This is a genomic window from Ruegeria sp. D7, from assembly GCF_056534355.1.
The window spans coordinates 103957-126908 of record NZ_JBQFPG010000012.1; the positions used below are offsets into that span (position 1 = coordinate 103957).

Annotated in this window: 19 protein-coding genes; 6 read left to right on the forward strand and 13 right to left on the reverse strand. The window is 57.8% G+C overall.

Features of this window, described 5'->3' with window-relative positions:
• Positions 1-14: 14 nt before the first annotated feature.
• The 3 genes from ACRZ9U_RS16195 to ACRZ9U_RS16205 are packed head-to-tail and all read right to left on the reverse strand — an operon-like array spanning position 15 to position 4196.
• Positions 15-1181 (reverse strand): M20 aminoacylase family protein, encoded by a 1167-nt coding sequence (locus tag ACRZ9U_RS16195; RefSeq protein ID WP_170404073.1) that lies wholly within the window; start codon positions 1179-1181, stop codon positions 15-17.
• A 22-nt stretch (positions 1182-1203) separates the two neighbouring features.
• Positions 1204-2370, reverse strand: coding sequence for an acetylornithine deacetylase (gene argE / locus ACRZ9U_RS16200; protein WP_170404076.1), 1167 nt, complete (start codon positions 2368-2370; stop codon positions 1204-1206).
• A gap of 5 nt (positions 2371-2375) precedes the next feature.
• Positions 2376-4196, reverse strand: coding sequence for an ABC transporter ATP-binding protein (locus ACRZ9U_RS16205; protein WP_170404079.1), 1821 nt, complete (start codon positions 4194-4196; stop codon positions 2376-2378).
• 285 nt (positions 4197-4481) lie between these two features.
• Between ACRZ9U_RS16205 and ACRZ9U_RS16210 the strand changes: the two genes are divergently transcribed.
• From ACRZ9U_RS16210 to ACRZ9U_RS16220, 3 genes are all read left to right on the forward strand, one after another.
• Positions 4482-6188, forward strand: coding sequence for a peptide ABC transporter substrate-binding protein (locus ACRZ9U_RS16210; RefSeq protein ID WP_170404084.1), 1707 nt, complete (start codon positions 4482-4484; stop codon positions 6186-6188).
• 94 nt (positions 6189-6282) lie between these two features.
• Entirely contained in the window at positions 6283-7290 is a 1008-nt protein-coding gene (locus ACRZ9U_RS16215) for an ABC transporter permease (protein WP_170404089.1), read from the forward strand.
• Positions 7283-8263, forward strand: a complete 981-nt coding sequence (locus ACRZ9U_RS16220; protein WP_170397109.1) for an ABC transporter permease — start codon at positions 7283-7285, stop codon at positions 8261-8263. Before ACRZ9U_RS16215 ends, ACRZ9U_RS16220 begins: the two co-directional genes overlap by 8 nt.
• A gap of 6 nt (positions 8264-8269) precedes the next feature.
• Here ACRZ9U_RS16220 and ACRZ9U_RS16225 read toward each other — a convergent pair whose 3' ends face one another.
• From ACRZ9U_RS16225 to ACRZ9U_RS16250, 6 genes are all read right to left on the reverse strand, one after another.
• Complete coding sequence (locus ACRZ9U_RS16225) at positions 8270-9406, reverse strand: MFS transporter (protein WP_170404093.1); 1137 nt, start codon at positions 9404-9406, stop codon at positions 8270-8272.
• 69 nt (positions 9407-9475) lie between these two features.
• Entirely contained in the window at positions 9476-10753 is a 1278-nt protein-coding gene (locus tag ACRZ9U_RS16230; protein ID WP_170404096.1) for a DUF3422 family protein, read from the reverse strand.
• 107 nt (positions 10754-10860) lie between these two features.
• On the reverse strand, positions 10861-11217 hold the full coding sequence (locus ACRZ9U_RS16235; RefSeq protein ID WP_170404099.1) for a VOC family protein: 357 nt from the start codon (positions 11215-11217) through the stop codon (positions 10861-10863).
• Between the two features lie 159 nt (positions 11218-11376).
• A complete protein-coding gene (locus ACRZ9U_RS16240) occupies positions 11377-12831 on the reverse strand; it encodes an NAD(P)(+) transhydrogenase (Re/Si-specific) subunit beta (RefSeq protein WP_170404102.1) in 1455 nt (484 codons plus the stop codon).
• Between the two features lie 13 nt (positions 12832-12844).
• Complete coding sequence (locus ACRZ9U_RS16245) at positions 12845-14416, reverse strand: Re/Si-specific NAD(P)(+) transhydrogenase subunit alpha (protein WP_170397119.1); 1572 nt, start codon at positions 14414-14416, stop codon at positions 12845-12847.
• A 132-nt stretch (positions 14417-14548) separates the two neighbouring features.
• Positions 14549-14998 carry a methyltransferase family protein gene (locus tag ACRZ9U_RS16250; RefSeq protein ID WP_170397122.1) on the reverse strand — a complete coding sequence of 150 codons (450 nt, stop codon included), beginning with the start codon at positions 14996-14998 and terminating at the stop codon, positions 14549-14551.
• A gap of 196 nt (positions 14999-15194) precedes the next feature.
• On the opposite strand from ACRZ9U_RS16250, the gene kynU reads away from it, so the two are divergent.
• Positions 15195-16388 (forward strand): kynureninase, encoded by a 1194-nt coding sequence (gene kynU / locus ACRZ9U_RS16255; protein ID WP_170404780.1) that lies wholly within the window; start codon positions 15195-15197, stop codon positions 16386-16388.
• On the opposite strand, the gene ACRZ9U_RS16260 is transcribed toward kynU, so the two are convergent.
• A complete protein-coding gene (locus ACRZ9U_RS16260) occupies positions 16381-16959 on the reverse strand; it encodes a TetR/AcrR family transcriptional regulator (RefSeq protein WP_170404105.1) in 579 nt (192 codons plus the stop codon). The two genes, kynU and ACRZ9U_RS16260, sit on opposite strands and share 8 nt — an antisense overlap.
• A gap of 99 nt (positions 16960-17058) precedes the next feature.
• Here ACRZ9U_RS16260 and ACRZ9U_RS16265 point away from each other — a divergent pair, with 99 nt between their 5' ends.
• Both ACRZ9U_RS16265 and ACRZ9U_RS16270 read left to right on the forward strand, forming a co-directional pair.
• Positions 17059-17523, forward strand: a complete 465-nt coding sequence (locus ACRZ9U_RS16265; protein WP_170404110.1) for a (2Fe-2S)-binding protein — start codon at positions 17059-17061, stop codon at positions 17521-17523.
• A 3-nt stretch (positions 17524-17526) separates the two neighbouring features.
• A complete protein-coding gene (locus ACRZ9U_RS16270; protein WP_170404113.1) occupies positions 17527-19767 on the forward strand; it encodes a molybdopterin cofactor-binding domain-containing protein in 2241 nt (746 codons plus the stop codon).
• Positions 19768-19818: 51 nt separating this feature from the next.
• Here the strand turns inward: ACRZ9U_RS16270 and ACRZ9U_RS16275 are convergent, their stop codons facing one another.
• The 3 genes from ACRZ9U_RS16275 to ACRZ9U_RS16285 all read right to left on the reverse strand — a co-directional run bounded on the left by ACRZ9U_RS16275 (position 19819) and on the right by ACRZ9U_RS16285 (position 22875).
• Positions 19819-21237: an autotransporter outer membrane beta-barrel domain-containing protein gene (locus tag ACRZ9U_RS16275; protein ID WP_480902392.1), complete on the reverse strand. Its 1419-nt coding sequence runs from the start codon at positions 21235-21237 to the stop codon at positions 19819-19821.
• A gap of 298 nt (positions 21238-21535) precedes the next feature.
• The gene (locus tag ACRZ9U_RS16280; RefSeq protein WP_170397133.1) at positions 21536-22315 is read right to left on the reverse strand and encodes a gamma-glutamyl-gamma-aminobutyrate hydrolase family protein; all 780 of its coding nucleotides are present in this window, start codon (positions 22313-22315) and stop codon (positions 21536-21538) included.
• A gap of 134 nt (positions 22316-22449) precedes the next feature.
• Entirely contained in the window at positions 22450-22875 is a 426-nt protein-coding gene (locus tag ACRZ9U_RS16285) for a heme-binding protein (RefSeq protein WP_170404120.1), read from the reverse strand.
• Positions 22876-22952: the final 77 nt, after the last annotated feature.

Here is a 22952-nt window from a genome sequence, read left to right on the forward strand (position 1 = left end):
CTGATCCTCCCAAATCAGGCGACGGGTAATCGTCGTTCCACCAGCTCGGCAAACCAGCTGCAACCGGCGGGAATGGCGTCGTCGTCGAAGTTGTATTCCGGGTGATGGCACATGGCCGTGTCCCCGTTTCCGATAAAGATGTAGGCTCCGGGCCGTTCTTCAAGCATGTAAGCAAAATCTTCTGACGGCATGATTGGATCGGTGCTGTCATTGACCTTGCCTGCCACGGCCTGCGCGGCCTCAGCAGCATAGATGGTTTCATCGTCCGAATTCACCGTCACCGGATAGCCCGGTGTCCACGTCATCTTAGCCGAAGCTCCAAAGGCCGAGGCAGTGTCCTCGGCGATCCGGCGCACGCGTTCTTCAGCGACCTTTCGATATTCTGGGTCAAGTGTACGAACAGTTCCCCGCAACCGCACCGTATGGGCAATCACATTCGAGGCCACACTATCGGTTTCAAAGGTCCCGACGGTCAGCACCACCCTTTTGATAGGATCCACGGTACGCGACACCACTGATTGCAAAGCTACAACAATGTGCGACGCAATCAGCGTTGTATCTAGCGCCTCATGCGGGGCGGCAGCATGACCGCCTTTACCCGTTACAACAATTTCGAATTCATCCGAAGAAGCCAGCAATGCGCCTGGTCGAATGGCAAACTCACCAACCGGCATCCCGGGCATGTTGTGCATGCCGTAGACTTCCTGAATACCCCAGCGCTCCATCAGCCCGTCCTGACACATGGCCAGACCACCTGCCCCGCCTTCTTCGGCAGGCTGGAAAATCAACACAACGGTACCGTCAAAATTCCTCGTCTCAGCCAGATACTGCGCCGCGCCCAACAGCATCGAGGTATGACCGTCATGACCACAGGCATGCATCTTACCAGAAACCGTCGAAGCATAGTCCAGCCCCGTCGCCTCTTCTATGGGCAGCGCGTCCATGTCGGCACGCAGCCCGATAACACGGCCTAGCGTATCCTGACGTCCCTTGATGACGGCAACCACGCCAGTCTTGCCGATGCCGGGCGTGATGTCATCCACACCGAACTCCTTCAGTCGGTCGACCACAAACCCTGCCGTTTCCTCAACATCATACATCAGCTCGGGATGCATATGCAGGTGACGACGCCATTTGGTGATCTCGCCATGCATTTCGGCGAGCCGGTTCTTGACGGGCATCTTTAACCTCTCCTTTGAGATGTTATTCGCAGAGCCTCTTTACCAGACGCTCCATAAATTTTTGACCTGCGTTGAATTGAGAAATCGTAATGAACTCATTCGGCTGATGGGCCTGCGCGATATCACCTGGGCCGCAGATAACAGCGGAATAACCGGCTTCCTGAAACTGCCCCGCCTCAGTGCCATAGCTTACCACATGTGTCGCATTGTCACCGGTGAGCGCGCGCACCAGCGTCTCGGCCTCGCCATCTTCTTCAGGCACAAGACCTGGGATCGAAAAATGCTCGGACAGCTCGATCCGGGCGTCGGGATGAACCGCTTGCATCCGCGCCTCGACCTCACGAACCCTATCGAAATAGGCCTTCTGCCAGACCGATTTTTTATCGTCCGGAACGGTGCGGAAATCCATCATAAAGCGACAGTCTTTGGCGGTGATATTATGCGCGGTTCCGCCTTCAATCATTCCCACGTGGCAGGTTGTCCAAGGGGGGTCGAAGACCGCTGCAATATCCGAAGGTTGTGCCGCCATGCTCTCGGCATTGCGCTGGTTGGCCCAATTGATCAGCGGCGCGGCCTCCATAATTGCGTTGACACCCGTATGCATGATCGAGCTATGCACCTCAAAGCCAACGATATGAGTGTCATAGCCGAATCCGCCCTTATGGCCAGTAACGGCCTGCATCATCGAAGGTTCACCCACAATCACAGCCGAGCCCTTGGGTAATACGTCCTGCATGCGAGCGATCATTGGCGGCGCGCCGGTGCATCCGACCTCTTCATCAAAGCTCAGCGCCAGTTGAAGCGGACGTTTGATACCTGAATGATGTGCCTCGACCAAAGCCCAGATCGCCAGCGCGTCAAAGCCCTTCATGTCGCAGGTGCCACGCCCGAAATACTTGCCATCTTTCTCGGTCACGACAAATGGATCGGTGTCCCAAGGCTGGCCATCGATGGGAACAACATCAGTGTGACCTGATAGAACAATCGCGCCCTCTTCCCACGAGCCGACATGTGCGAACAGAGCCGCCTTATGCGGCTGATCCGGATCAGGCCAACGATGCGGTTCGATCCCGTGGCTTTGCAGATACGCCTCGACCCAATCCACCAACGGTAAATTCGTATCGCGACTGACAGTCGGGAATGAGATCAGCTTAGTCATGATCTCTAGCGGAGACAGGCGCTCAGCCATGAGGGTCAATATCCGCTGTCAGTGGTCAAAACAAAATGGCCCGGTTCAACCTCGTTGTATTGCGAGGGTTCGGGCGCGTATCCAATCGGATGAATTGGCGACGGAATCGGTTTGAAGTTCAAGTCTTTTTCCGACTTGCGCTTGTTCGGATCGGCTATCGGAACCGCCTTCATCAGCGCCTGCGTATAAGGGTGCTGTGGGTTCTCAAACACCCGAGCACGCGAACCCAGTTCGACAATGCGGCCCAGATACATCACACCGACATGGTGACTGACCCTCTCGACCACCGCCATGTCATGGCTGATGAACAGATAGCTTAGGCCAAGTTCCGATTGCAGCTCCATCATCAGATTCAGCACCTGCGCCTGAACCGAGACGTCCAGCGCCGAAACAGCCTCATCCGCGATGATTAGCTTGGGATTCAGCGCCAGTGCTCGCGCAATCGCAATCCGTTGCCGCTGACCACCCGACATCTCATGCGGGAAGCGGCGCATGAAGCTGCGCGGCAGTTGCACCTTGTCGAACAGTTGCGCTACCCGGTCCTGCAGTTCTGACCCCGAGGCAACCCCATAGTTCCGCATCGGTTCAGCGACCTGATCAACCAACTGCATCTGAGGGTTCAGCGAGGCGAACGGATCCTGAAAGATCATCTGCATGTCCAGCCGCGCTTTGCGCAGGCCGGCCTGGTCCAGCTTCATGATGTCGACACCGTCCAGATCAACCTCACCCGCCATCGGCTCCACCAATCGCAGGATCGAGCGCCCTGCCGACGACTTGCCACACCCAGATTCGCCAACGAGGCTGAGAGTCTGCCCCCGGTTCAGCGTGAACGAGACATCTTCGACTGCATGCACGTTCGAGATGGTCCGACGCAGCAATCCGCCTTTCACCGCAAATCGCGTGGTCAGGTTCTTGACCGTCAGCAACACTTCGTTCGTACCCGGGATCGGAGCGATCTTCTGGCCTTCCTCACCCAGCAGTTTCATTGGCTCGGGCGCGGCTTTACCCTGCATCTCGCCCAATTTCGGAACCGCCGCCAGCAACGCCTTGGTGTAATCGTGCTGCGGGTTTTCGAAGATTTCTTTGACGGTGCCTTCCTCGACCTTGTTGCCGCGGAACATAACCACCACGCGGTCCGCCATCTGCGCGACCACAGCCATGTCATGGGTGATAAACATTACTGCCGTTCCGGTCTCGCGCTTCAGGCGGTCCATCAGCGCCAGAATCTCGGCCTGGATGGTCACATCCAGCGCGGTGGTGGGCTCGTCCGCAATCAGCAGGCGAGGCTCACACGCCATGGCCATGGCGATCACCACACGCTGGCGCATGCCACCGGACAGTTCATGCGGATATTGCTTTAAACGTCGCTCGGGCTCGGGGATGCGCACCTGACGCAATAGTTCTAGCGCGCGCTCTTCGGCCTGCGCTTTGTTCATGTCCTTGTGGATTCGCAATCCTTCGGTGAGCTGCCGTCCGACGGTGAAAACCGGGTTCAAGGCCGTCATCGGCTCCTGAAAGATCATTCCGATCTCATTTCCGCGAATCTGCTTCATCAGATCTTGATCGGCGTGGGACAGATCCATTTCCTCGCCGCCGCGGCGATCGAAAAGCAGTTGTCCGCCAGCAATTTCACCGCCGCCGAACTCGACCAAGCGCATCAGCGATAGAGATGAGACTGATTTGCCCGACCCCGATTCGCCCACGATACAGACGGTTTCGCCTGGGTTAACCTCGAACGAGACGTCCTCGACGCCCACCACTGGGCCATCTTTAGTTTGAAATTCGACCCGCAGTTTTTTGATCTGGGCAATTGGCTGATCCAGCACGCGCGCTCTCCCCTTGGCGGCTTTTCGGATTGGGTGCCAAACGCTAAGGCGGGCAGATGTGAAAAGTCAAACCGATAGGTCAAATTTCGCAAGGCAAGGCTTGCAATTTTCCAAAACTCTGTTTCGATACGCCGCGTAACCGTTCTGGGGAGAGGTCTGAATACACGAAGGCGATACAGTCGTTTCCGTTTGATTCCAAATCCTTATCCCTTTTGACGGCCACGCCTAACCCGCGGGCATCGCGGAGATAATCGAGACACGTATGTGTCCAACATGGAGTGTATGATGAAAATCAAAACCCTTTTGCTTGGTGCGATTGCAAGCACGGCAATGGCCCCGATGGCCATGGCCGAGCGTGGATCGGACGGCAATGTCAGCATCATTTACTGGCAAGCCCCATCGATCCTGAACCCGTTCCTTTCGGGTGGCACCAAGGATGTGGAATCCGCGTCGCTAGTGATTGAGCCGCTCGCCCGGTACAATCAAGATGGCGAAATGGTTCCGTTCCTGGCATCCGAAATTCCGACAGTTGCAAATGGTGGCGTCAGCGAAGACCTGACCTCGATCACTTGGAAAATCGCGCCGGGAATCACCTGGTCAGACGGCACGCCATTCACCTCCGCTGATGTTGTGTTCACTGCAAACTATTGCATGGACCCAGAAGGCGGTTGTGCGCAGGTGACCAAATTTGAAGGTGTCACCAATGTCGAAGCTGTCGATGATCTGACCGTCAAAGTCACATTCGATGCGCCGACCCCGTTCCCTTACGGCCCGTTCGTGGGTGGTGAGAGCCCGATCATCCAGGCGGCACAGTTCGCGGATTGCATGGGAGCCAAAGCGCCCGAATGCACCGAGCAGAACTTTAACCCGATCGGCACAGGCCCATTTGTTGTCACCGAGTTCAAGCCAAATGACGTGATCACTTTCAAGGCCAATGATAACTACCGTGACCCGGCAAAGCCTGCGTTCGCAACGGTGACATTCAAAGGCGGTGGCGATGCAACTGCTGCTGGTCGTGCGGTCATGGAAACCGGCGAATTTGACTATGCCTGGAACTTGCAGCTTGCGCCTGAAGTGATCGCGCAGATGCAGGAAGGCGGCAAAGGTACTCCGGTCGCAGGCTTCGGCCCGCTGGTGGAACGCATCATGCTGAACCAGACCAACCCGTCGCCAGATCTGCCGGAGGGCGAGCGTTCGACTGCAAAGCATCCGCACCCGTTCCTGCAGGACCCTGCTGTTTACAAGGCCATGTCGCTGGCCATCGACCGGCCGCTGCTGGTTGAAATCGGCTACGGTCAGGCCGGTAAGGTTACCTGCAACTGGGTACCTGCGCCTGCCGCGGTGAATTCCGACACATTCAGCTGCGATACTCAGGATATAGAAGGTGCCAAGAAGCTTCTGGATGACGCGGGTATCGTTGATTCCGATGGCGATGGCATCCGTGAAAAAGACGGTGTACCGCTGAAGATTGTCTACCAGACCTCTACCAACGCAGTTCGCCAGGACTTCCAGGCGCTGATCAAAGAATGGTGGAGCCAAATCGGTATCGAAACTGAGCTGCGCAACATCAATGCTTCGGTCTTCTTTGGTGGTGATCCGGGTTCGCCTGACACCTTCCAGAAGTTCTATGCCGACGTTGAAATGTATGCCAACACCTTCAACGGCACTGACCCGCAGTCCTATCTGGGCAATGGCCTGTGCGACAAGGCACCCAAGCCTGAAAGCCAGTGGCAGGGCGAGAACATCAGCCGTTTCTGCAACGAAGAGTTCGACAAGCTGCATGGCAAACTGGCCGAAACCGCAGGTGCGGATGAGCGCGCGCAGATCGCGCGTCAGCTGAACGACATCATGGTTGAAAATGGCGGCATGATCCCGCTGGTGCACCGTGGTCGTCTGTCGGCACACGCCAACACGCTGGGTGGCGTTGTCCTGAACGTTTGGGACAGCGAGCTGTGGAACATTGCGGACTGGTACCGCAAGACCGGTTCCTAAGCGTTAATCTTGCAAAACCGCGCCCCGACCCATATCGGGGCGCGGTCATTTGCAGACCACTCCAACAAGAAGACGCATATAAAGGCGCCTCTTAATGCTCAACTTTACCATCAGACGACTGGTGCTGGCCGTTCCCACGCTACTGTTCATCAGCCTCGTCATCTTCCTGCTCCTCGAACTCGCACCCGGCGATCCGATGGCGCAGGTTCCACTTACCGTCCCCCCCGAAGTCAAAGAGAAGATGCGCGAGGCACTGGGCCTCGGTCAGCCGATGCATATCCGGTTCTGGAAATGGATCGTGCAGTTCTTCTGGATCGAACCGCAGGTTCTGGTCGACTCGATCTTTGGTACAACCTTCTCCGAAGGTGACCTGCGCGTGATTTCGTGGCAGACCCGCTCACCCGTCATGGACATCGTCGTTCAGCGCATCCCGCAGACCCTGTGGGTTGTTGGCACCGCTTATGTAGTCGCCATCCTGATCGCCCTGCCCATCGGTATCTATTCGGCCTATCGCCAGTATTCCTGGTTCGACCAAATGGGCACATTCGTGTCGATGGTCGGCTTCTCGGTACCGCCGTTCTTCTCGGGCGTATTGGTGATCGTGATCTTCTCAGTCCAGCTTGGGTGGTTCCCGTCGATCTATGACACTACCCATGCGGTCAACAGCTGGGACAGCTTTGTTGTACAGCTGAAACAGATGATCATGCCGGTCATGGTTCTGGCTCTGCAGATCACCGCGCAGCTCAGCCGATTCATGCGCGCCTCGATGCTGGACAACCTTAATCAGGATTATGTCCGCACCGCCCGCGCCAAGGGCCTCAGCGAATACACGGTCGTCATGGTCCACGTCCTGCGCAACTCGATGATCCCTGTGGTCACCGTTATCGCGCTGGGTATTCCGGCCATCTTCGGCGGAGCGATCATTACCGAGCAGGTGTTCAAAGTGAACGGCATCGGCCAGTTGCTGATCGGGGCTATTCAGGCCAATGACTTGCCGATGGTCCAAACCCTGACCTTCATATTTGCCGTGCTGATCGTCCTGTTCAATCTGATCGCCGACGTTCTCTATGGCATTCTGGACCCGAGGATTCGTTATGACTGATCATGATCGTACCGATACACTGGTCCCGGACGAAGGGCTTGCGCCCGCCTCGACAGCGCTGCCAACCACCGATGTGATGGAAGAACTGGCCACCCCACCGCGGAGCCAATGGCGCGATGTCTGGGATCAGTTCAAGACCCACAAAGGCGCGATGATCGGAGCGATTCTGTTCATCTTCATCGTCGCAGGCGTCTATCTGGGCCCATACTTATGGAGCATCGACCCTACTCAGATCGACATCCGTTCGCGCAATCAGGGCCCCAGTTGGGCGCATCCCTTTGGCACCGACCAGTTGGGCCGCGATATCCTAGCTCGCATGATGTCAGGCGGTCAGACATCGGTGTCAGTCGGCATCACCGCGATGCTGTTGGCGCTGTTTCTAGGCTCGTTCATCGGTGTTCTGGCCGGGTTTTTCAAACGGCTGGATGGCCCACTGATGCGCCTGACGGATCTGTTCTTGGCCTTGCCGTTGCTACCGCTGCTGCTGGTCATGATGCTGCTCTTCCGCGAGCCGCTATCTGCTGCCTTCGGGTTAGAGCGTGGAATCTTCATCCTGATCGTCTGCGCCATCGGCATCACCTCATGGATGCCCACAGCGCGGATCGTGCGCGGCGATGTGCTGGCGATCAAAGAGCGTGAGTTCGTTCTGGCCGCCCGGTCCATCGGCACCAGCAATGGCCAGATCATCACCCGGCACATCCTGCCGAATGTTCTGTCTCCGATCATGGTCTCGGCCACGCTGGGGATTGCAACTGCGATCATCACCGAAAGCGCGCTTTCCTTCCTCGGCCTCGGATTTCCGCCGGACTTCCCGACATGGGGTCGGCTGCTCTTCGATGGCGTCGACTATCTGCAGCAATACCCCGAGCGCGTGTTCTGGCCCGGACTGGCGATCTCACTAACCGTCCTCAGTGTAAATTATCTGGGTGACGGCCTGCGCGATGCGCTGGATCCACGTATTCGCGGACGTTAAGCGAACTTAGTCGGCGCGCTTCAGCGCGCCGGCCAATACGATGATCAGAACGGCCAGCGGTAAAAGAACTGCAAAGGCAAATCTCAGCGTCATCAACTCGGCCAGAAATCCGATCAGAGGCGGCCCAATCAATAAACCTCCGTATCCCAAAGTCGCGACGCTTGCGATCGCCTGTCCGGGCGGGACATGCGGGTCGTTGGCCGCGCGGCTAAAGGCCAGAGGCATGATTACCGCATAGCCCACTCCCATCAGAGCAAAACCCGCCAAAGCCAATCCTGCCCCTCCCGCCGATACCACGCCAAACACGCCCAGCGCGGCGCAAACGCCGCCAAATCGTGCTGTTGCAACAGGCCCGAAACGCGCGATCACCACCCCGCCCGCAAGCCGGAACGCAACCATCGTGACCGAGAAGACCGCATAGCCCAACGCCGCGATACTCTCAGCCGCACCGGTGACATCGCGCAGGAAGATCGCACTCCAATCCGCAACAGCCCCTTCGCCCAAAGCGCCGCACAGCGCTGTGAAACCCACAAGGATCAGGGCACCCGATGGCAAGGCGAACACCGATCCAGGTTTCGAAGCCGATCGTTTCGAAGTCCAGCGTACCCAAGACAAAACAAGCGCAAGCGCGACGACAACGCCACCCGCTAGCAGAAAATGTTGCAACACCGACAGCCCCATCTGTACGGCACCGTATCCGCTGAGCGCCCCCAGCCCGGCTCCAAGGCTCCACATCGCGTGAAAGGACGACATGACCGGCTTGTCATAGGCCTGTTCGACCTCTGCCGCCCAAGCGTTCATCGCAACATCCATCGAGCCATGGAAGGCTCCGAATACAAACAGAAACGCCGCAAGCGACCAGAACCCGCCGGCGAGAGCCAAAAGGATCAGGGAAGAGGTGTAGAGAACCGCGATCACCCGCGTGATCGCCACTGCCCCAAACTTGTCGGTCAAACGGCCTGTGATCGGAAACGAACACACGGCCCCTGCAGCCATGAACAGCAAACCAAGCCCTAGCGCCTCGTGCGTCAGATCCAGCCTGTCCCGAACCGCAGGTATGCGCGATGCCCAGATGCCGAACAGCGCACCGTTCAGGATAAACATGGCGGCCACAGCCCGCCACGCCGCAACAATACCGATCACAGGGAACCCTCATAAAATCTGCCAAACGCCACCCGTTCTACAGATCATTCGTCGCCCGGCATAGACCGCTTATTCAATTCGCTTCCGGATCTGGCGCACCCCGAACCAAACGGCAAGGATGACAGGCACGGTCACAATTGCCGTCAGCATCCCTTTGCTAATCCCGGCCTGCGTCAGTGGGTAGAGCAAGTAGCTGACCAGAGACACCGCATAGTAGCTGATCGCCACCACAGATAATCCCTCGACTGTGTGCTGCAATCTAAGGGCCAGATCAGCACGCCGGTCCATGCTTTCCAGCAGAGCCTGATTTTGAGCGCTGCGTTCGACATCGACACGGGTACGCAACAGGTCGCCTGCGCGAATAGCCCTGTCGGACAAGGCCTGCAAACGTCGCTCTGTTGATTTAACCGTCCGCATCGCGGGGTCATAGCGACGCATCATGAAATCGGCAAAACTCTGACGTCCATTGAATCTTTGTTCACGCAACACTTCGATGCGCTGATTGACAATCGCCTCATAGGCACCCGTGGCGCCGAATCGAAAAGAACACCGTGCCGAAAGTGTCTCAAGCTCGATCGAGGTAGACAGAAGATCCGGCAACAATTCGTCCGGGTGGGCTGTTTCGTCGGACATCTGCCCCATCAGGCGGGTCAATTGACCATCCAGTTCGCCGATGCGCGGCATCAGTTGCTTGACCCTCGCAAATCCCAGCATCGACATTGCCTTGTAGGTCTCAATCTCGCACAGCCGCTGAACGATCCGCCCGGTCCGACGCCGCCCGGTGCCTTTCTTGACAAACATCGCAAGCCGCATATGCCCCGCCGGATCAATTCGGAAATCACAAGCGCAGATCGCAGCATCATCCAGCACCCGCGCCACCGCCAGGCTTTCCGGCTCGAACCACTGAGCCAGCGAAGCCTTTGCCGCCTCATCTCCCTCGTACTCGACAACGCGAATTAAGGCCGATGTCACGCGCTGCCCCGGGCTCGCCATCAACCAATCTGGAGGAAACACCTCAAAGTCTGCCGGATTGAATGCACGTTCACTGACGTTCGGAGTGATCGCGGTATAGGTCACAAACTCGGTATGTTGTTCCCATTTCAGCCAATGACGCCCGATCTGACCCGCGTAGTGAGTGGCTTCTGGCTGAGGGTGCTGCGCGCCGTGGCGATCCAGCAGATTGATCAGGTGGGCCATATCCTCGCCACGATCGCGCGTAACCGCTTCTTTGGGCTTCTTGATCGCCAGAAACACAACCGTGCTGGGTAAGGGTGCAACCGGAAATGGGCGTGCATGCAGTTCATTGGCCAGCGTATAGCGAAGCGGATGATTGTCTATGGGCGTCATGTAAGGCTCCGGTGTATCACCGGCACTATAAGGCAGACCGACACAACATCAATTGTTTATTTATTTCAATTACTTACAAGGATACAACGGTATACAATACCGCTATCTTATTGATTCGGCTCCCATAGCTCGATGGGATTGCCTTCAGGATCGTGGATGCGGGCGAATTTCCCGACCTCGCTGTCCCACTCCGGGTTCGTCTCGACGGTGATTCCGGCGATCTTTAATTGGTCGATCAACGCGCTCAGGTCATCGACACGAAAATTGATCATCCATTGCTGCTCGGAGCGGCCGAAATACTCGGTGTCCTGCGCAAAGGGTGCGAACACCGTATATCCTTCCCGCTGCTTCCAGGGCACAGGATCGTAGTGATTGACCCCCAAATGCTTCTCATACCAAGCACTCAACGCCTGCGGATCACGGGCCCGAAAGAATATCCCGCCAATTCCATTTACCTTCTGCATGGTCTGCCTCCGACTATCCCGAGCACTCGCCAAGTTTAACACAGCCCGCTTGCTTCATATGGCTAAAAATCCTTGAGGGGGTTGGAGGCGAGCCCCCATCTCATCACAAAAGAAAAGGGCGCCCTCAGGCGCCCTTTGCAATCAGATTGTCCCTTCTGATCAATCGATCATGGGCAACAGCTTGTCGAGCGAAGCCTTGGCGTCGCCATAGAACATGCGGGTGTTCTCCTTGAAGAACAGCGGGTTCTCGATGCCCGAATAGCCGGTGCCCTGACCACGCTTGGACACAAACACCTGCTTGGCTTTCCAGCATTCCAACACCGGCATCCCGGCGATGGGGCTGTTCGGGTCTTCCTGCGCCGCAGGGTTCACGATATCGTTCGAGCCAATCACGATGGCCACATCCGTATCCGGGAAGTCGTCGTTGATCTCGTCCATCTCCAGAACAATGTCATACGGCACCTTCGCCTCGGCCAGCAGCACGTTCATGTGGCCCGGCAGACGACCGGCAACGGGGTGGATCGCAAAGCGCACGTTCTTGCCCTTGGCGCGCAGCTTGCGAACCAGCTCGGACACCGATTGCTGCGCCTGCGCCACGGCCATGCCATAGCCGGGGATGATGACGATACTATCTGCATCATTCAGCGCCGCCGCGACACCATCTGCCTCGATGGCGATCTGTTCACCCTCAACAGCCATCTGTTCGCCCTGCGGGCCACCAAAGCCGCCCAGAATTACGCTGACAAAGTGACGGTTCATCGCCTTACACATGATGTAGGACAGGATTGCACCAGACGAGCCCACCAATGCACCAACCACGATCAGCAGGTCGTTGCCTAGCGAGAAGCCGATGGCCGCAGCCGCCCAACCCGAATAGCTGTTCAGCATCGACACAACCACCGGCATGTCGGCCCCGCCGATGCCCATGATCAGGTGATAACCGATGAACAGCGCTGCCAGCGTCATCAGGAACAGCGGGAAGAAACCGCCCGAATTGGTGTACCAGATCAGACAGATCAACGACAAAGCAGCCGCACCCGCGTTCAGAGCATGACCGCCCGGAAGCTTGGTCGCCGCCGAGGTCACCTTGCCCGCCAACTTGCCATAAGCCACGACCGATCCAGTAAAGGTGATCGCACCGATGAAGATACCGAGGAACAGCTCAACATGCAGGATCGCCAGTTCGGCCGCGGTCTTCTTCGCGATCAGCTTGGCGAACGCCCCCAGATCGGACAGGTCCGCCTGAGACGCGCTGTCAGCAATCGCCATGACTTGCGCCACATTGCCGATCTCGAAATGGGCATTGAATCCCACGAACACAGCCGCGAGACCCACCAGCGAATGCATCGCGGCCACAAGCTGCGGCATCTCGGTCATCTGCACGCGTTGCGCCACATACTGACCGATCAGACCACCGCCCGCGATCAGCAGCAACGACAGCAGCCACAGGCCTGAACCCGGACCAACCAGCGTGGCAAAAACCGCCAGCGCCATACCAACAATGCCATACCAGACCGCCCGCTTGGCGCTTTCTTGGTTCGACAATCCACCCAGAGACAGGATGAAAAGGACAGCCGCAACGACATAGGCGGCAGTAGTGAAGCCAAATTCCATTTGCCCGGCCTCCTTAAGATTTCTGGAACATGGCGAGCATGCGCCGGGTTACGAGGAAGCCGCCGAAGATGTTGATTCCGGCCATGAAGACGCTAAGCGCTGCCAGCAGAATGACAAGGAAAGATCCTGATCCGATCTGCATTAAGGCCCCAACGATAATGATCGACGAGATCGCGTTGGTGATCGCCATCAGTGGTGTGTGCAGGCTGTGGCTCACATTCCAGATCACCTGGAAGCCCACAAAGATCGCCAGCACAAAGACGATGAAATGCTGCATGAAGCTGGCCGGAGCGATCAACCCCACCAGCAACATCAACGCACCGCCGACGCCCAGCAACGTGAACTGTTGCTTGGTCTGCGCTTTGAAGGCCGCGATTTCCTGCGCCCTTTTCTCTTCCGGTGTCAGTTCCTTGACCTCGGCCTTAGGCTGTGCCGCAATCGCCTGCACCTTGGGCGGAGGTGGCGGGAAGGTGATCTCGCCCTCATGGGTCACGGTCGCGCCACGGATCACGTCATCTTCCATGTCGTGATTGACCTTGCCGTCCTTCTCGGGTGTCAGGTCAGCCATCATGTGACGGATATTGGTCGCGTACAGAGACGATGACTGCGCCGCCATCCGGCTGGGGAAGTCGGTATAGCCGATAATGGTCACGCCATTGTCGGTCACGATCTTCTCATCCGGCACCGTCAATTTACAGTTGCCGCCCTTTTCCGCTGCAAGGTCAACGATGACCGAACCCGGCTTCATGCTCTCGACCATATCTTTGGTCCAAAGCTCAGGTGCCTCACGGTTGGGGATCAGCGCCGTGGTGATGACGATGTCCATCTCGGGCGCCAGTTCCCGGAACTTGGCAAGCTGGGCGTTGCGGAATTCTTCCGACTGGACCGATGCGTAGCCACCAGTCGATGCACCGTCCTGCTGTTCTTCCTCAAAATCCAGATAGACGAACTCAGCCCCCATGGATTCGACCTGCTCGGCCACTTCGGGGCGCACGTCGAACGCATAGGTGATCGCACCCAGCGAGGTTGAGGTCCCAATCGCGGCCAGACCAGCCACACCAGCACCAACGATCAGCACCTTGGCAGGCGGCACCTTACCGGCCGCCGTCACCTGACCGGTGAAGAAACGGCCAAAGTTGTTGCCTGCCTCGATCACAGCACGGTACCCGGCGATATTGGCCATCGAAGACAGCGCGTCCATCTTCTGCGCGCGCGAGATACGCGGGACCATCTCCATCGCGATCACGGTCGCGCCCTTGGATTTGGCGGCCTCCATCCCATCTTCATTCCCAGCCGGGTTAAAGAAGGAAATCAGGGTCTTATCCTTGGTCAGACGCTTCAGTTCGGTGGCATCGGGCTGACGCACCTTGGCAATAATATCCGCCGCCTTCCAAAGCGAGGCGGCGGTCTTCATGACCTCAACGCCTGCGGCTTCATATGCGGCGTCCGAAAACCCCGCAGCAGCGCCTGCACCCTTTTCGATCAGGCACTCATAGCCCAGTTTCTGCAACTGCACAGCCGAGTCCGGAGTCATCGCGACCCGGTTCTCGCCCTTGTACGTTTCCTTTGGCGTCCCAATTTTCACCAGTCGGTTCCCCCTAATTTTTGATTCAGGCCAGGTGGGTGTTCAGCATAGAATGACAAGCAGACATGTATCCTGCGCAAGATTATTTCGCAAGCGCAGCAATTATGACGCTGTGTCATGATGACCACACCCTTATATCCAGCGCCGGGTCTTGCGTTCATACCGGGCGAAATCGGCGCGGAATGTGCGGCGCAGACGGTCTTCCTCGGGTATGATAAAGCGGCGTTCCAGCACCCAGACAAAAACCGGGATCAGCACCAGCGACAACACCGCGTCAAAACGCAGGATCAGCCCGGTCAGGATCAACACATCACCCACATAGATTGGATTGCGGCTGCGCTTGTAAATCCCGGTCTGCACCATGGTCGAGGGTGTTTCGTGCGGAAAGACCGTGGTTTTGTGCCGGCGGAACTCGATCACCGCCATCACGGCCAGAATGATACCGCCACCGATCAGTATGCCGCTGAGCAGATCTGTCACCGCCCCATCCAGAGACAACCCCAGCGGCAACACGCGGGCCTGGACCCAGGCGAGCAAGGCAAAGCCCACAAGCCAAACAGGTGGTATGTCGATAAGGCGCATGGCTGTCCCTTCACGCGGCGACACATGGTGGCAGATGTCGCTTCTGATCGCTCTCCTATCGTTTTCTGACCGCATTGGCAAAAGCGCAGGGTGTCGCATCGACCCAGGGCGCTGGACAACCCGCACCAATAGACAGACACAACGGGATCAGATAGCCAGTTACAACCTGACTGTTTCAGAAAGACAAAGCCTCGCCATGACCGATTTCGCCAAAACCAAATCCATGTTTCACCTGCCCGAGGGCGTTCTTTATCTCGACGGTAACTCTCTGGGCCCGTTGCCGAAATCAGCCGGTGACCGTGTCGGAAGCATGATGAAGGACGAATGGGGTCAGTTGCTGATCACCGGCTGGAACAAAGCCGGGTGGATGGGTATGCCGACCGGCCTGGGGGATCGGATCGGACGGCTGATCGGGGCAGAGCCCGGCAGCGTCGTGGTGGGCGACACTCTGTCGATCAAGGTTTATCAGGCGGTCGCCTCAGCGCTGGAACTGAACCCGACCCGCAAGCTGGTCCTGTCGGACAACGGCAACTTCCCGTCGGATCTTTACATGGCAGATGGGCTGTTGCGATCACTGGGGACGGATTACGAACTGCGCGTGGTCGATCCCGAAAACGTCGCTGCACATATCACCGAAGAGGTCGCCGTTCTGATGCTGACCGAGGTCGATTATCGTTCCGGCCGTATGCATGACATGAAGGCTTTGACCGAACTGGCCCACGCGAACGGTGTCGTGACCGTCTGGGACCTTGCCCATTCTGCGGGGGCAATCCCGGTCGATCTGTCCGGTTGCAACGCGGATTTCGCTGTTGGCTGCACTTATAAGTACCTCAATGGCGGTCCCGGTGCGCCAGCGTTCGTCTATGTCGCTCCGCGTCTGTCGGATCGCGTGCGCCCGGCGCTTTCGGGCTGGTTGGGGCATGAAGCCCCCTTTGCCTTCGATCTCGACTATCGCCCCGGCGCGGGAATCGAGAGGATGCGGGTCGGAACCCCTCCGGTCATTCAGATGGCAGCGCTGTCGGCAGCGATGGATATCTGGGACATGGCTGAAATGGCCGATGTGCGCGCCAAGTCAATCGAATTGACCGAATTGTTCATTACCCGGGTTGAGGCTACCTGCCCGGGATTGACACTCGCAAGCCCCCGCGATCCAGCCCAGCGCGGAAGTCAAGTATCGTTTCATTTTGATGAAGGATACGCTGCCATGCAGGCTTTGATCGCGCGTGGCGTGATCGGCGATTTCCGAGCGCCCGATATCATGCGGTTTGGCTTCACACCGCTATATGTCGATGAAGGGGATGTAGAACAGGCCGCCCAAATTCTGGCCGATATCATAACCAACAAGCTGTGGGACAAGCCGGAATACAAGATCCGTCAGCGCGTCACCTGACCTCAAGCGCCGCGCCCAAAAGCGTGGCCAATTGCGAGATACCCTGCTCAAACTCTTCAGCGCTGGAGGCTGTCATCTTGACACCCTTCAGCGATGTGGTGATTGTCTTTGCGGCCTCATCCGGGCCGACGGGCAAATGCGCACGACCCGCCGCATCCTCACGCCGCAACCAATCCGCGTAAAGACGGGTCAGTTTGGCCTCACCCTCTTGAACGATGTCTGTCGACATGGATTTGGTCGCGTCCAACATTTCAAGCCCATGGGGTGATGCCAAGATTTCAGCCATCCCACTGGATTGCACCTCGATCGCCCGCGCAAGAATCTCAGGCAAAGGACCTTCGTTGGCCAAGGCCTCGGTGACCAGGGTGACCTTCTCGCCATAATAGAACTGCGTCAGTTCGCGAACGATGGCCTCTTTATTCTTGAAATGAAGATAGACCGCAGGCCGGGACATCCCTGCCCCTTTGGCAATGTCATCCATCGAAGTTTTCTTAAACCCATAGGTCGCAAAGGCCTGAAATGCCGATTTCAGAATGGCCGCTGTCTTGGAATCTTCACTTACACTCGTCATGCGAGAACCTCTGACACTTCTTGTACATTTTGTCAATTGACAAGCTGACACTTTTCATTAATTATGTCAGAAACCAGCCAAAGCTAAGAGAGGTGCGCCATGACGACGGCCCTTAAGATCAACGGAAAGACCCATCAGGTTGATCTGCCTGATGATGTGCCCTTGTTATGGGTTCTGCGTGATGAGGTCGGACTAACCGGTACCAAGTTCGGCTGTGGTGTGGCTGCCTGCGGCGCCTGCACCGTTCATATTGATGGTGAGGCCGTGCGGTCCTGCCAGGTAGCGCTCTCGGATGTTTGGGGTGATGTCACCACGATCGAGGGGCTTGGCACGCCTGACGCCATGGCAACGATCCAGAAGGCCTGGGTTGACCACCAAGTGGCCCAATGTGGTTACTGCCAGTCGGGCCAGATCATGCAGGCCGCATCGCTACTGGCTGAAAACCCGGCCCCAACGGACGAAGACATCGACGATGCGATGCAAGGCAACCTTTGCCGCTGTGGCACCTATCCTCGCATCCGCGCGGCCATCCACGATGCCGCTGCCAAGTTGAAGGAGGCTTGAGCCATGGGACGTATCGGTAAAATCGTTCGCCGCACATTCCTGATCGGATCTGCCGCCATCGTAGGTGGAGTGGCCTTCGGTGCCTACTACGTCACGCGTCCAGCTGCGAACCCGCTGAAACCGCGTGACGGGGAAACCGCGCTTAGCCCCTTTGTTCTGATCGACCAGCAGGGCGTGACCCTGTTCGCGCCCCGCGCTGAAATGGGTCAGGGCGTTATGACCACCTGGGCAGCACTGATCGCCGAGGAGCTGGATGTTGAGCTGGACGAAATCCGTGTGCTGCACGGACCTGCTGCTGCCGCCTATTACAACCATGCTCTTATGGGGGAAAGCCTGCCAGGCAAGGGCTATGACATCTCGGATTTCCAGCACAATCTGGGTGAGGCACTGGGTGTTCTGGGCAAAACGTTAAGCCTGCAGGTTACCGGCGGCTCAACCTCGATGAAAGACGGGTTCGAACGGATGCGGATGGCTGGCGCTACTGCGCGCGAAACCTTGAAGCAGGCTGCCGCGGACCAACTGGGGGTCGATCGCGATCAACTCATGACCGAAAATGGTGCTGTGTTTGCCCCGGATGGCACGCGCATTCCCTATAGCGAACTGGCCGAGGCCGCAGGCCAGATCGAACCGCCCGAGGTTTCCCTGCGTGATCCGTCCGAATGGCGTTTGCTCGGCAAATCCCTGCCCCGCGTCGACATTCCGGGCAAATCCACCGGCACCGCCACCTTTGGCATCGACGTGCGCCCCGAGGGCCTGAAATTCGCCTCGGTCCGCATGAACCCCAAGCTGGGCGGGGCAATGAACGGCTTTGACGCCAGTGCTGCAGAAGCCATGCCCGGCGTTGAAAAGATCGTCGATCTGGGCACGGGCGTCGCGGTGATTGCCAACAACACTTGGCTTGCCATGCAGGCGGTCGAGGCGATTGACGTGGATTGGGGCGATGCCCCCTATCCGCCCGATACTGATGCGGTATTCGCGCAAATTGCCAAGGCGTTTGATGACGCCCCGAACTCGACCATGCGCGATGAAGGCGATGTCGAAACGCTTCCTGAAGGTGCCACCGAGATTACGGCAGAATATACCGTGCCCTATCTGGCCCACGCCACAATGGAACCGATGAACGCCACGGCGCTCTATACCAGTAACAAGCTGGACCTGTGGTGCGGCAATCAGGCCCCGACCCTGATCCAGATCCGCGCAGCCAACACCGCCGGTCTAGATACCGAAGCGGTTGAGATTCACACCACCTATCTGGGCGGCGGTTTCGGCCGCCGGGGCGAGTTGGATTTCGGCGAGATCGCCACTAAGGTCGCCATGGCCATTCCAGGCACCCCTGTGCAAACGACGTGGAGCCGCGAAGAGGATATGCGTCACGATTTCTACCGCCCCGGCGCGATGGCGCGCATGCGGGGGGCAGTGAAGGATGGCAAGGCCGTTCTGATCGACGGTAAGGTTGCTTCGCAATCCCCGACCCACCAAGCGGTCGAACGTGTGACGGGTTTCTCTGGCGGCGGCCCCGACAAGGTTCTGGTCGAAGGCTTTTTCAACCAGCCCTACGCGGTGCCGAACTACAGAATGAGTGGTCACGTTGCCGATTTGGCTGTACCGGTTGGTTTCTGGCGCTCGGTCGGCAACAGCCACAATGCCTTCTTCCACGAGACCTTCCTGGATGAAATGGCCCATGCCGCCGGGCGCGACCCGCTGGAGTTCCGGCTGGAGTTGGCAAGGTCCGAGTTCGCCCCGGCTGCGGGGTGCCTGGAGGCCGTGAAAGAGATGTCAGGCTGGACCGGCAAAACCCCCGATGGTGTCGGTCGTGGCGTGGCAATGGCCTATAGCTTTGGCACCCCTGTCGCACAGGTCATCGAAGTGGTGGACGAAGACGGCACCATCCGCATCAACAAGGCCTGGATCGCCTGCGATGTCGGCTTGGCTTTGGATCCGGCGACGGTCGAGGCGCAGATGATCGGCGGCATGATCTACGGATTGTCTGCCGCCGTTCAAGAAGAGATCACCTTTGCCGATGGTGAGGTCGAACAGTATAATTTCCCGGATTATGATGCGTTAAGGATGCAAAGCACACCGATCACGGAAGTCCGGATACTCGAGACCAACAAACATCTGGGCGGTGTCGGTGAACCGGGGACACCGCCGTCGATGCCCGCTTTGGGCAACGCGCTGTTCGACCTGACCGGCCAACGCGCGCGCAGCTTGCCGCTGAACAAGCAGTTCGACTTGCTCGTATGATCAATTTGCGCCGACCCGGCTATGGGTCGGCGCTCGCTCTTTCTGATGGCCTTAGAAGTTGACAGAGAGAAAGATTGCAGCTTCCGTCGCTTCAAAATCACTTTCGAACATGTCGAGATATCCGATTGAAGCCTCCAGAAACACCGTCTTGCTTGTGCGTCCTCTCACACCCAAACGGGTTGACCAAACAACATCATTGTCAGTGTTTGCAACTGTTCCACCCCCTAAGTTCTCGCGTTCAAACCAATAGGTCGCGCTGAGCGATGCATAAGGTGAAATGACAGAGCTGCCATTGAAGAACGGACGACTTACTTCGACCTCGGGCGTTAGGGCACTGTATTTTGCTTCTTGGATTTCACCAATAAACTCGGCTGGATTTCCCAGATACGTCCCGGTGAGATCGTAATCCTCGGCACTGTAATTATAGTAATCAAACGAGATCGACGGACGAATTAAGTAAGCTCCAGCCTCATATTGTCCGATTGCCTCGAGATTCGCGCGCCAACGGGTGCGATCAAAATCACCGCTCAGCTCCAGCACATCCACATCCGTGGAGAAGCGACCGATCGTGGCGAGACCGTTTAGAACCCACCTCTCAGACATCCGCCAGGCGAAATAGGGTCCGATCGCGAATCCCGAAGTATCCTGAGAAAACTGCCCCTGAAAGCCGTCCAGCTGAGTGTTTTCGTATTCAAGCTGCAAACCAAGCACGAGGTTTTCTTGGACAAGACGGTCGATCCCAATTTCGAAAAAGCTGTCGTTCACATCCAGTTCGCTGTTTCCACGGGTGTCTTCAATGTCTGTGTAGGTGAAATTGGTCCATACATTCCAAACAGATTCTGGCCCAAACTCGCGCCCCTCCGTCAGCGGAGGGCCGACAACCGGATCGCACAAGGCAGGGTCAAGCTTACCCGTCGCATCCGCCACGCAGGCTTGGTCATCGCCCGAAGGTCGCCCCCTTACGTAGAGCGGATTAACGGGTCGACCTGTCTCGCCTATGTTGCCAATTCCACCGCCCGACCCTCCGGAACCGCCACCAGAGCCACCACCGGATCCGCCCGAGCCGCCGCCGCCGCCGAAGCCACCCCCGGAACCGCCGCCTCCAAAGCCGCCCCCGCCTCCGAATCCGCCACCTGATCCACCCGAGCCGCCGCCCCCAGAGCCACCGCCAGAGCCACCGCCGGATCCACCCGAGCCGCCTCCGTTTCCTCCCCCGCCGCCACCATTGCCACCACCCCAACCCGGCAGCGTCCAATCTCTTTTTTGGTTTTGCGTATCGATCAGACAGTCGCGCCCATTTGGTGCCCCTCCGCGTTTGAACAGACGATGAACGCCCCCTGATCCATTAGATACGAAGGGAGACAAGCTTAGATGAACTCCGGGCCGAGATCGGCTCCAGGTATCAACGGTCGTGTTGCCCTGTGCAGCTTCCAGACGAAAAGCACCGCTTTCCGTCTGCGATAACCACAATGAGGATGAAGAGTCAGGTGTTCGCCCGATGTAAAGCAGGTCTCCGGCCGAGCTGCATTGTTGCGCATGCCCAGCAGTTCCCAGGACCGCCAAAAAAAGTGCCGCAGGAACGAATTCTCTTAAACCGCGAGGGTACTTTCCTGAAAAGCTGTGCATGAACTGCTCCGAACCCAGTCAGATTTGAATATGGCCAAGGGTATCTCGGCGCAAATTCGCGGTTCAGGGAAGATATCCAATTATCTTTTTATTCGAATGTTGCCGGCAAACCTTAGAACGATCCATCGGCAGATTAGCGTGACTAAGCAGACTGCCGGATCGCCCCGACCGTTTTCGCGTTTTTCCAATCGTATACGGCGCGACCAAATTCCTTGAACAATGGCCGCGAAACCGGGTCATTCGCCGCGTCCCATTCAGGGTGCCATTGGACCGAAAGGGTAAAGCCGGGGGCATCCTCGACATAGATCGCCTCGGGCGTGCCATCAGGCGCGTGGCCATCGATCACCACATTCTCGCCCAGCGTCTTGATCCCTTGTCCGTGTAACGTATTGGTCATCACTTCGGCCGCGCCCAGCAGGCGGTGGAACACACCACCTTCGGTTAGCGACACGACATGGCGCAGAGCAAACTTCTCCTCCAAAGTGCCGTCGGGTGGCATCCGGTGGTTCTGACGCCCCGGGAGGTCACGAATCTCAGGGTAGAGCGTACCACCCAAGGCGACGTTTACTTCTTGAAACCCGCGACAAATCCCAAAGAACGGCTGACCCCGCTCGGCACAGGCCCGGATCAGAGGCAGCGTGATTGCATCCCGCGCGCGGTCAAACTCACCATGCGCCTCGGTTGCGGGCTCGCCATATTCTTCGGGGTGAACGTTCGGACGGCCGCCGGTCAGCAGGAAGCCGTCGCAAACCTCGAGCAACTCATCAACCGCTACATAACGCGGGTCGGCGGGGATCAGTAGCGGCAGACAGTCAGACACGTTCGAGACCGCCTCGGAATTCATCGTTCCGCCCGCATGGGTCGGATACTGATCATTCATCAGATAAGAGTTGCCGATTATTCCAACGACGGGGCGCGCCATTCCAAGTCCCTTGTATCGCTCAATCCCTGCAATACCTATCGGCAGGTTTGGCCGCGCGCAACGGCACAGACCCTGCATGGTAGCGCAAGCGCGTGTTCAGCGACGCACATCCCTGATGAAGTTCGATAAAGGGTTCAGATCTCGCCCGTCAACCCAGCGGCTTCGATACCTGCCAACGCGGCCGCTGCGTCATTATCCGAAGTGTCGCCGGTTACACCCACGGCACCGATCACCGCGCCCTTGCGGTCAAGCAGCAGCACACCGCCAGGAACCGGAACAACCTGACCGCCATAAACCCCGTTCACGGCCGCCATGAAATAGGCCTGCCCTTCGGCCCGCTGCATCTGCGCGGTCCCCGCCATACCTAGCATTACCGATCCGTAAGCCTTGCCATGTGCGATTGCAAAACGCCCCGGCGCAGCACCGTCTTCGCGTTCGAACGCGATCACGTGACCGCCGGCGTCCAGGACAACAACCGAGAGCGGTTTCAGCTCCATCTCGCGCCCTTTTTCCAGAGCTTTCCGAATGATGGTCCGCGCTTTGCGCAATGAAATGTTCATGCCCGATCCTTTTCATCTGGCCAAAAATACCTTCGGGGGTGCTGGGGGGGGGAGACAGCCCCCTCGGACCTGCCGTT

Bases quoted from the DNA above. Each gene is read 5' to 3' on its own strand.
- ACRZ9U_RS16220 (WP_170397109.1), top strand. From the start codon at position 7,283: ATGACTGATCATGATCGTACCGATACACTGGTCCCGGACGAAGGGCTT.
- kynU (WP_170404780.1), top strand. From the start codon at position 15,195: ATGACCGATTTCGCCAAAACCAAATCCATGTTTCACCTGCCCGAGGGC.
- ACRZ9U_RS16240 (WP_170404102.1), bottom strand. From the start codon at position 12,831: ATGGAATTTGGCTTCACTACTGCCGCCTATGTCGTTGCGGCTGTCCTT.
- ACRZ9U_RS16235 (WP_170404099.1), bottom strand. From the start codon at position 11,217: ATGCAGAAGGTAAATGGAATTGGCGGGATATTCTTTCGGGCCCGTGAT.
- ACRZ9U_RS16195 (WP_170404073.1), bottom strand. From the start codon at position 1,181: ATGCCCGTCAAGAACCGGCTCGCCGAAATGCATGGCGAGATCACCAAA.
- argE (WP_170404076.1), bottom strand. From the start codon at position 2,370: ATGGCTGAGCGCCTGTCTCCGCTAGAGATCATGACTAAGCTGATCTCA.
- ACRZ9U_RS16215 (WP_170404089.1), top strand. From the start codon at position 6,283: ATGCTCAACTTTACCATCAGACGACTGGTGCTGGCCGTTCCCACGCTA.
- ACRZ9U_RS16280 (WP_170397133.1), bottom strand. From the start codon at position 22,315: ATGGCGCGCCCCGTCGTTGGAATAATCGGCAACTCTTATCTGATGAAT.
- ACRZ9U_RS16270 (WP_170404113.1), top strand. From the start codon at position 17,527: ATGGGACGTATCGGTAAAATCGTTCGCCGCACATTCCTGATCGGATCT.
- ACRZ9U_RS16230 (WP_170404096.1), bottom strand. From the start codon at position 10,753: ATGACGCCCATAGACAATCATCCGCTTCGCTATACGCTGGCCAATGAA.
- ACRZ9U_RS16265 (WP_170404110.1), top strand. From the start codon at position 17,059: ATGACGACGGCCCTTAAGATCAACGGAAAGACCCATCAGGTTGATCTG.
- ACRZ9U_RS16250 (WP_170397122.1), bottom strand. From the start codon at position 14,998: ATGCGCCTTATCGACATACCACCTGTTTGGCTTGTGGGCTTTGCCTTG.
- ACRZ9U_RS16260 (WP_170404105.1), bottom strand. From the start codon at position 16,959: ATGACGAGTGTAAGTGAAGATTCCAAGACAGCGGCCATTCTGAAATCG.
- ACRZ9U_RS16285 (WP_170404120.1), bottom strand. From the start codon at position 22,875: ATGAACATTTCATTGCGCAAAGCGCGGACCATCATTCGGAAAGCTCTG.
- ACRZ9U_RS16210 (WP_170404084.1), top strand. From the start codon at position 4,482: ATGAAAATCAAAACCCTTTTGCTTGGTGCGATTGCAAGCACGGCAATG.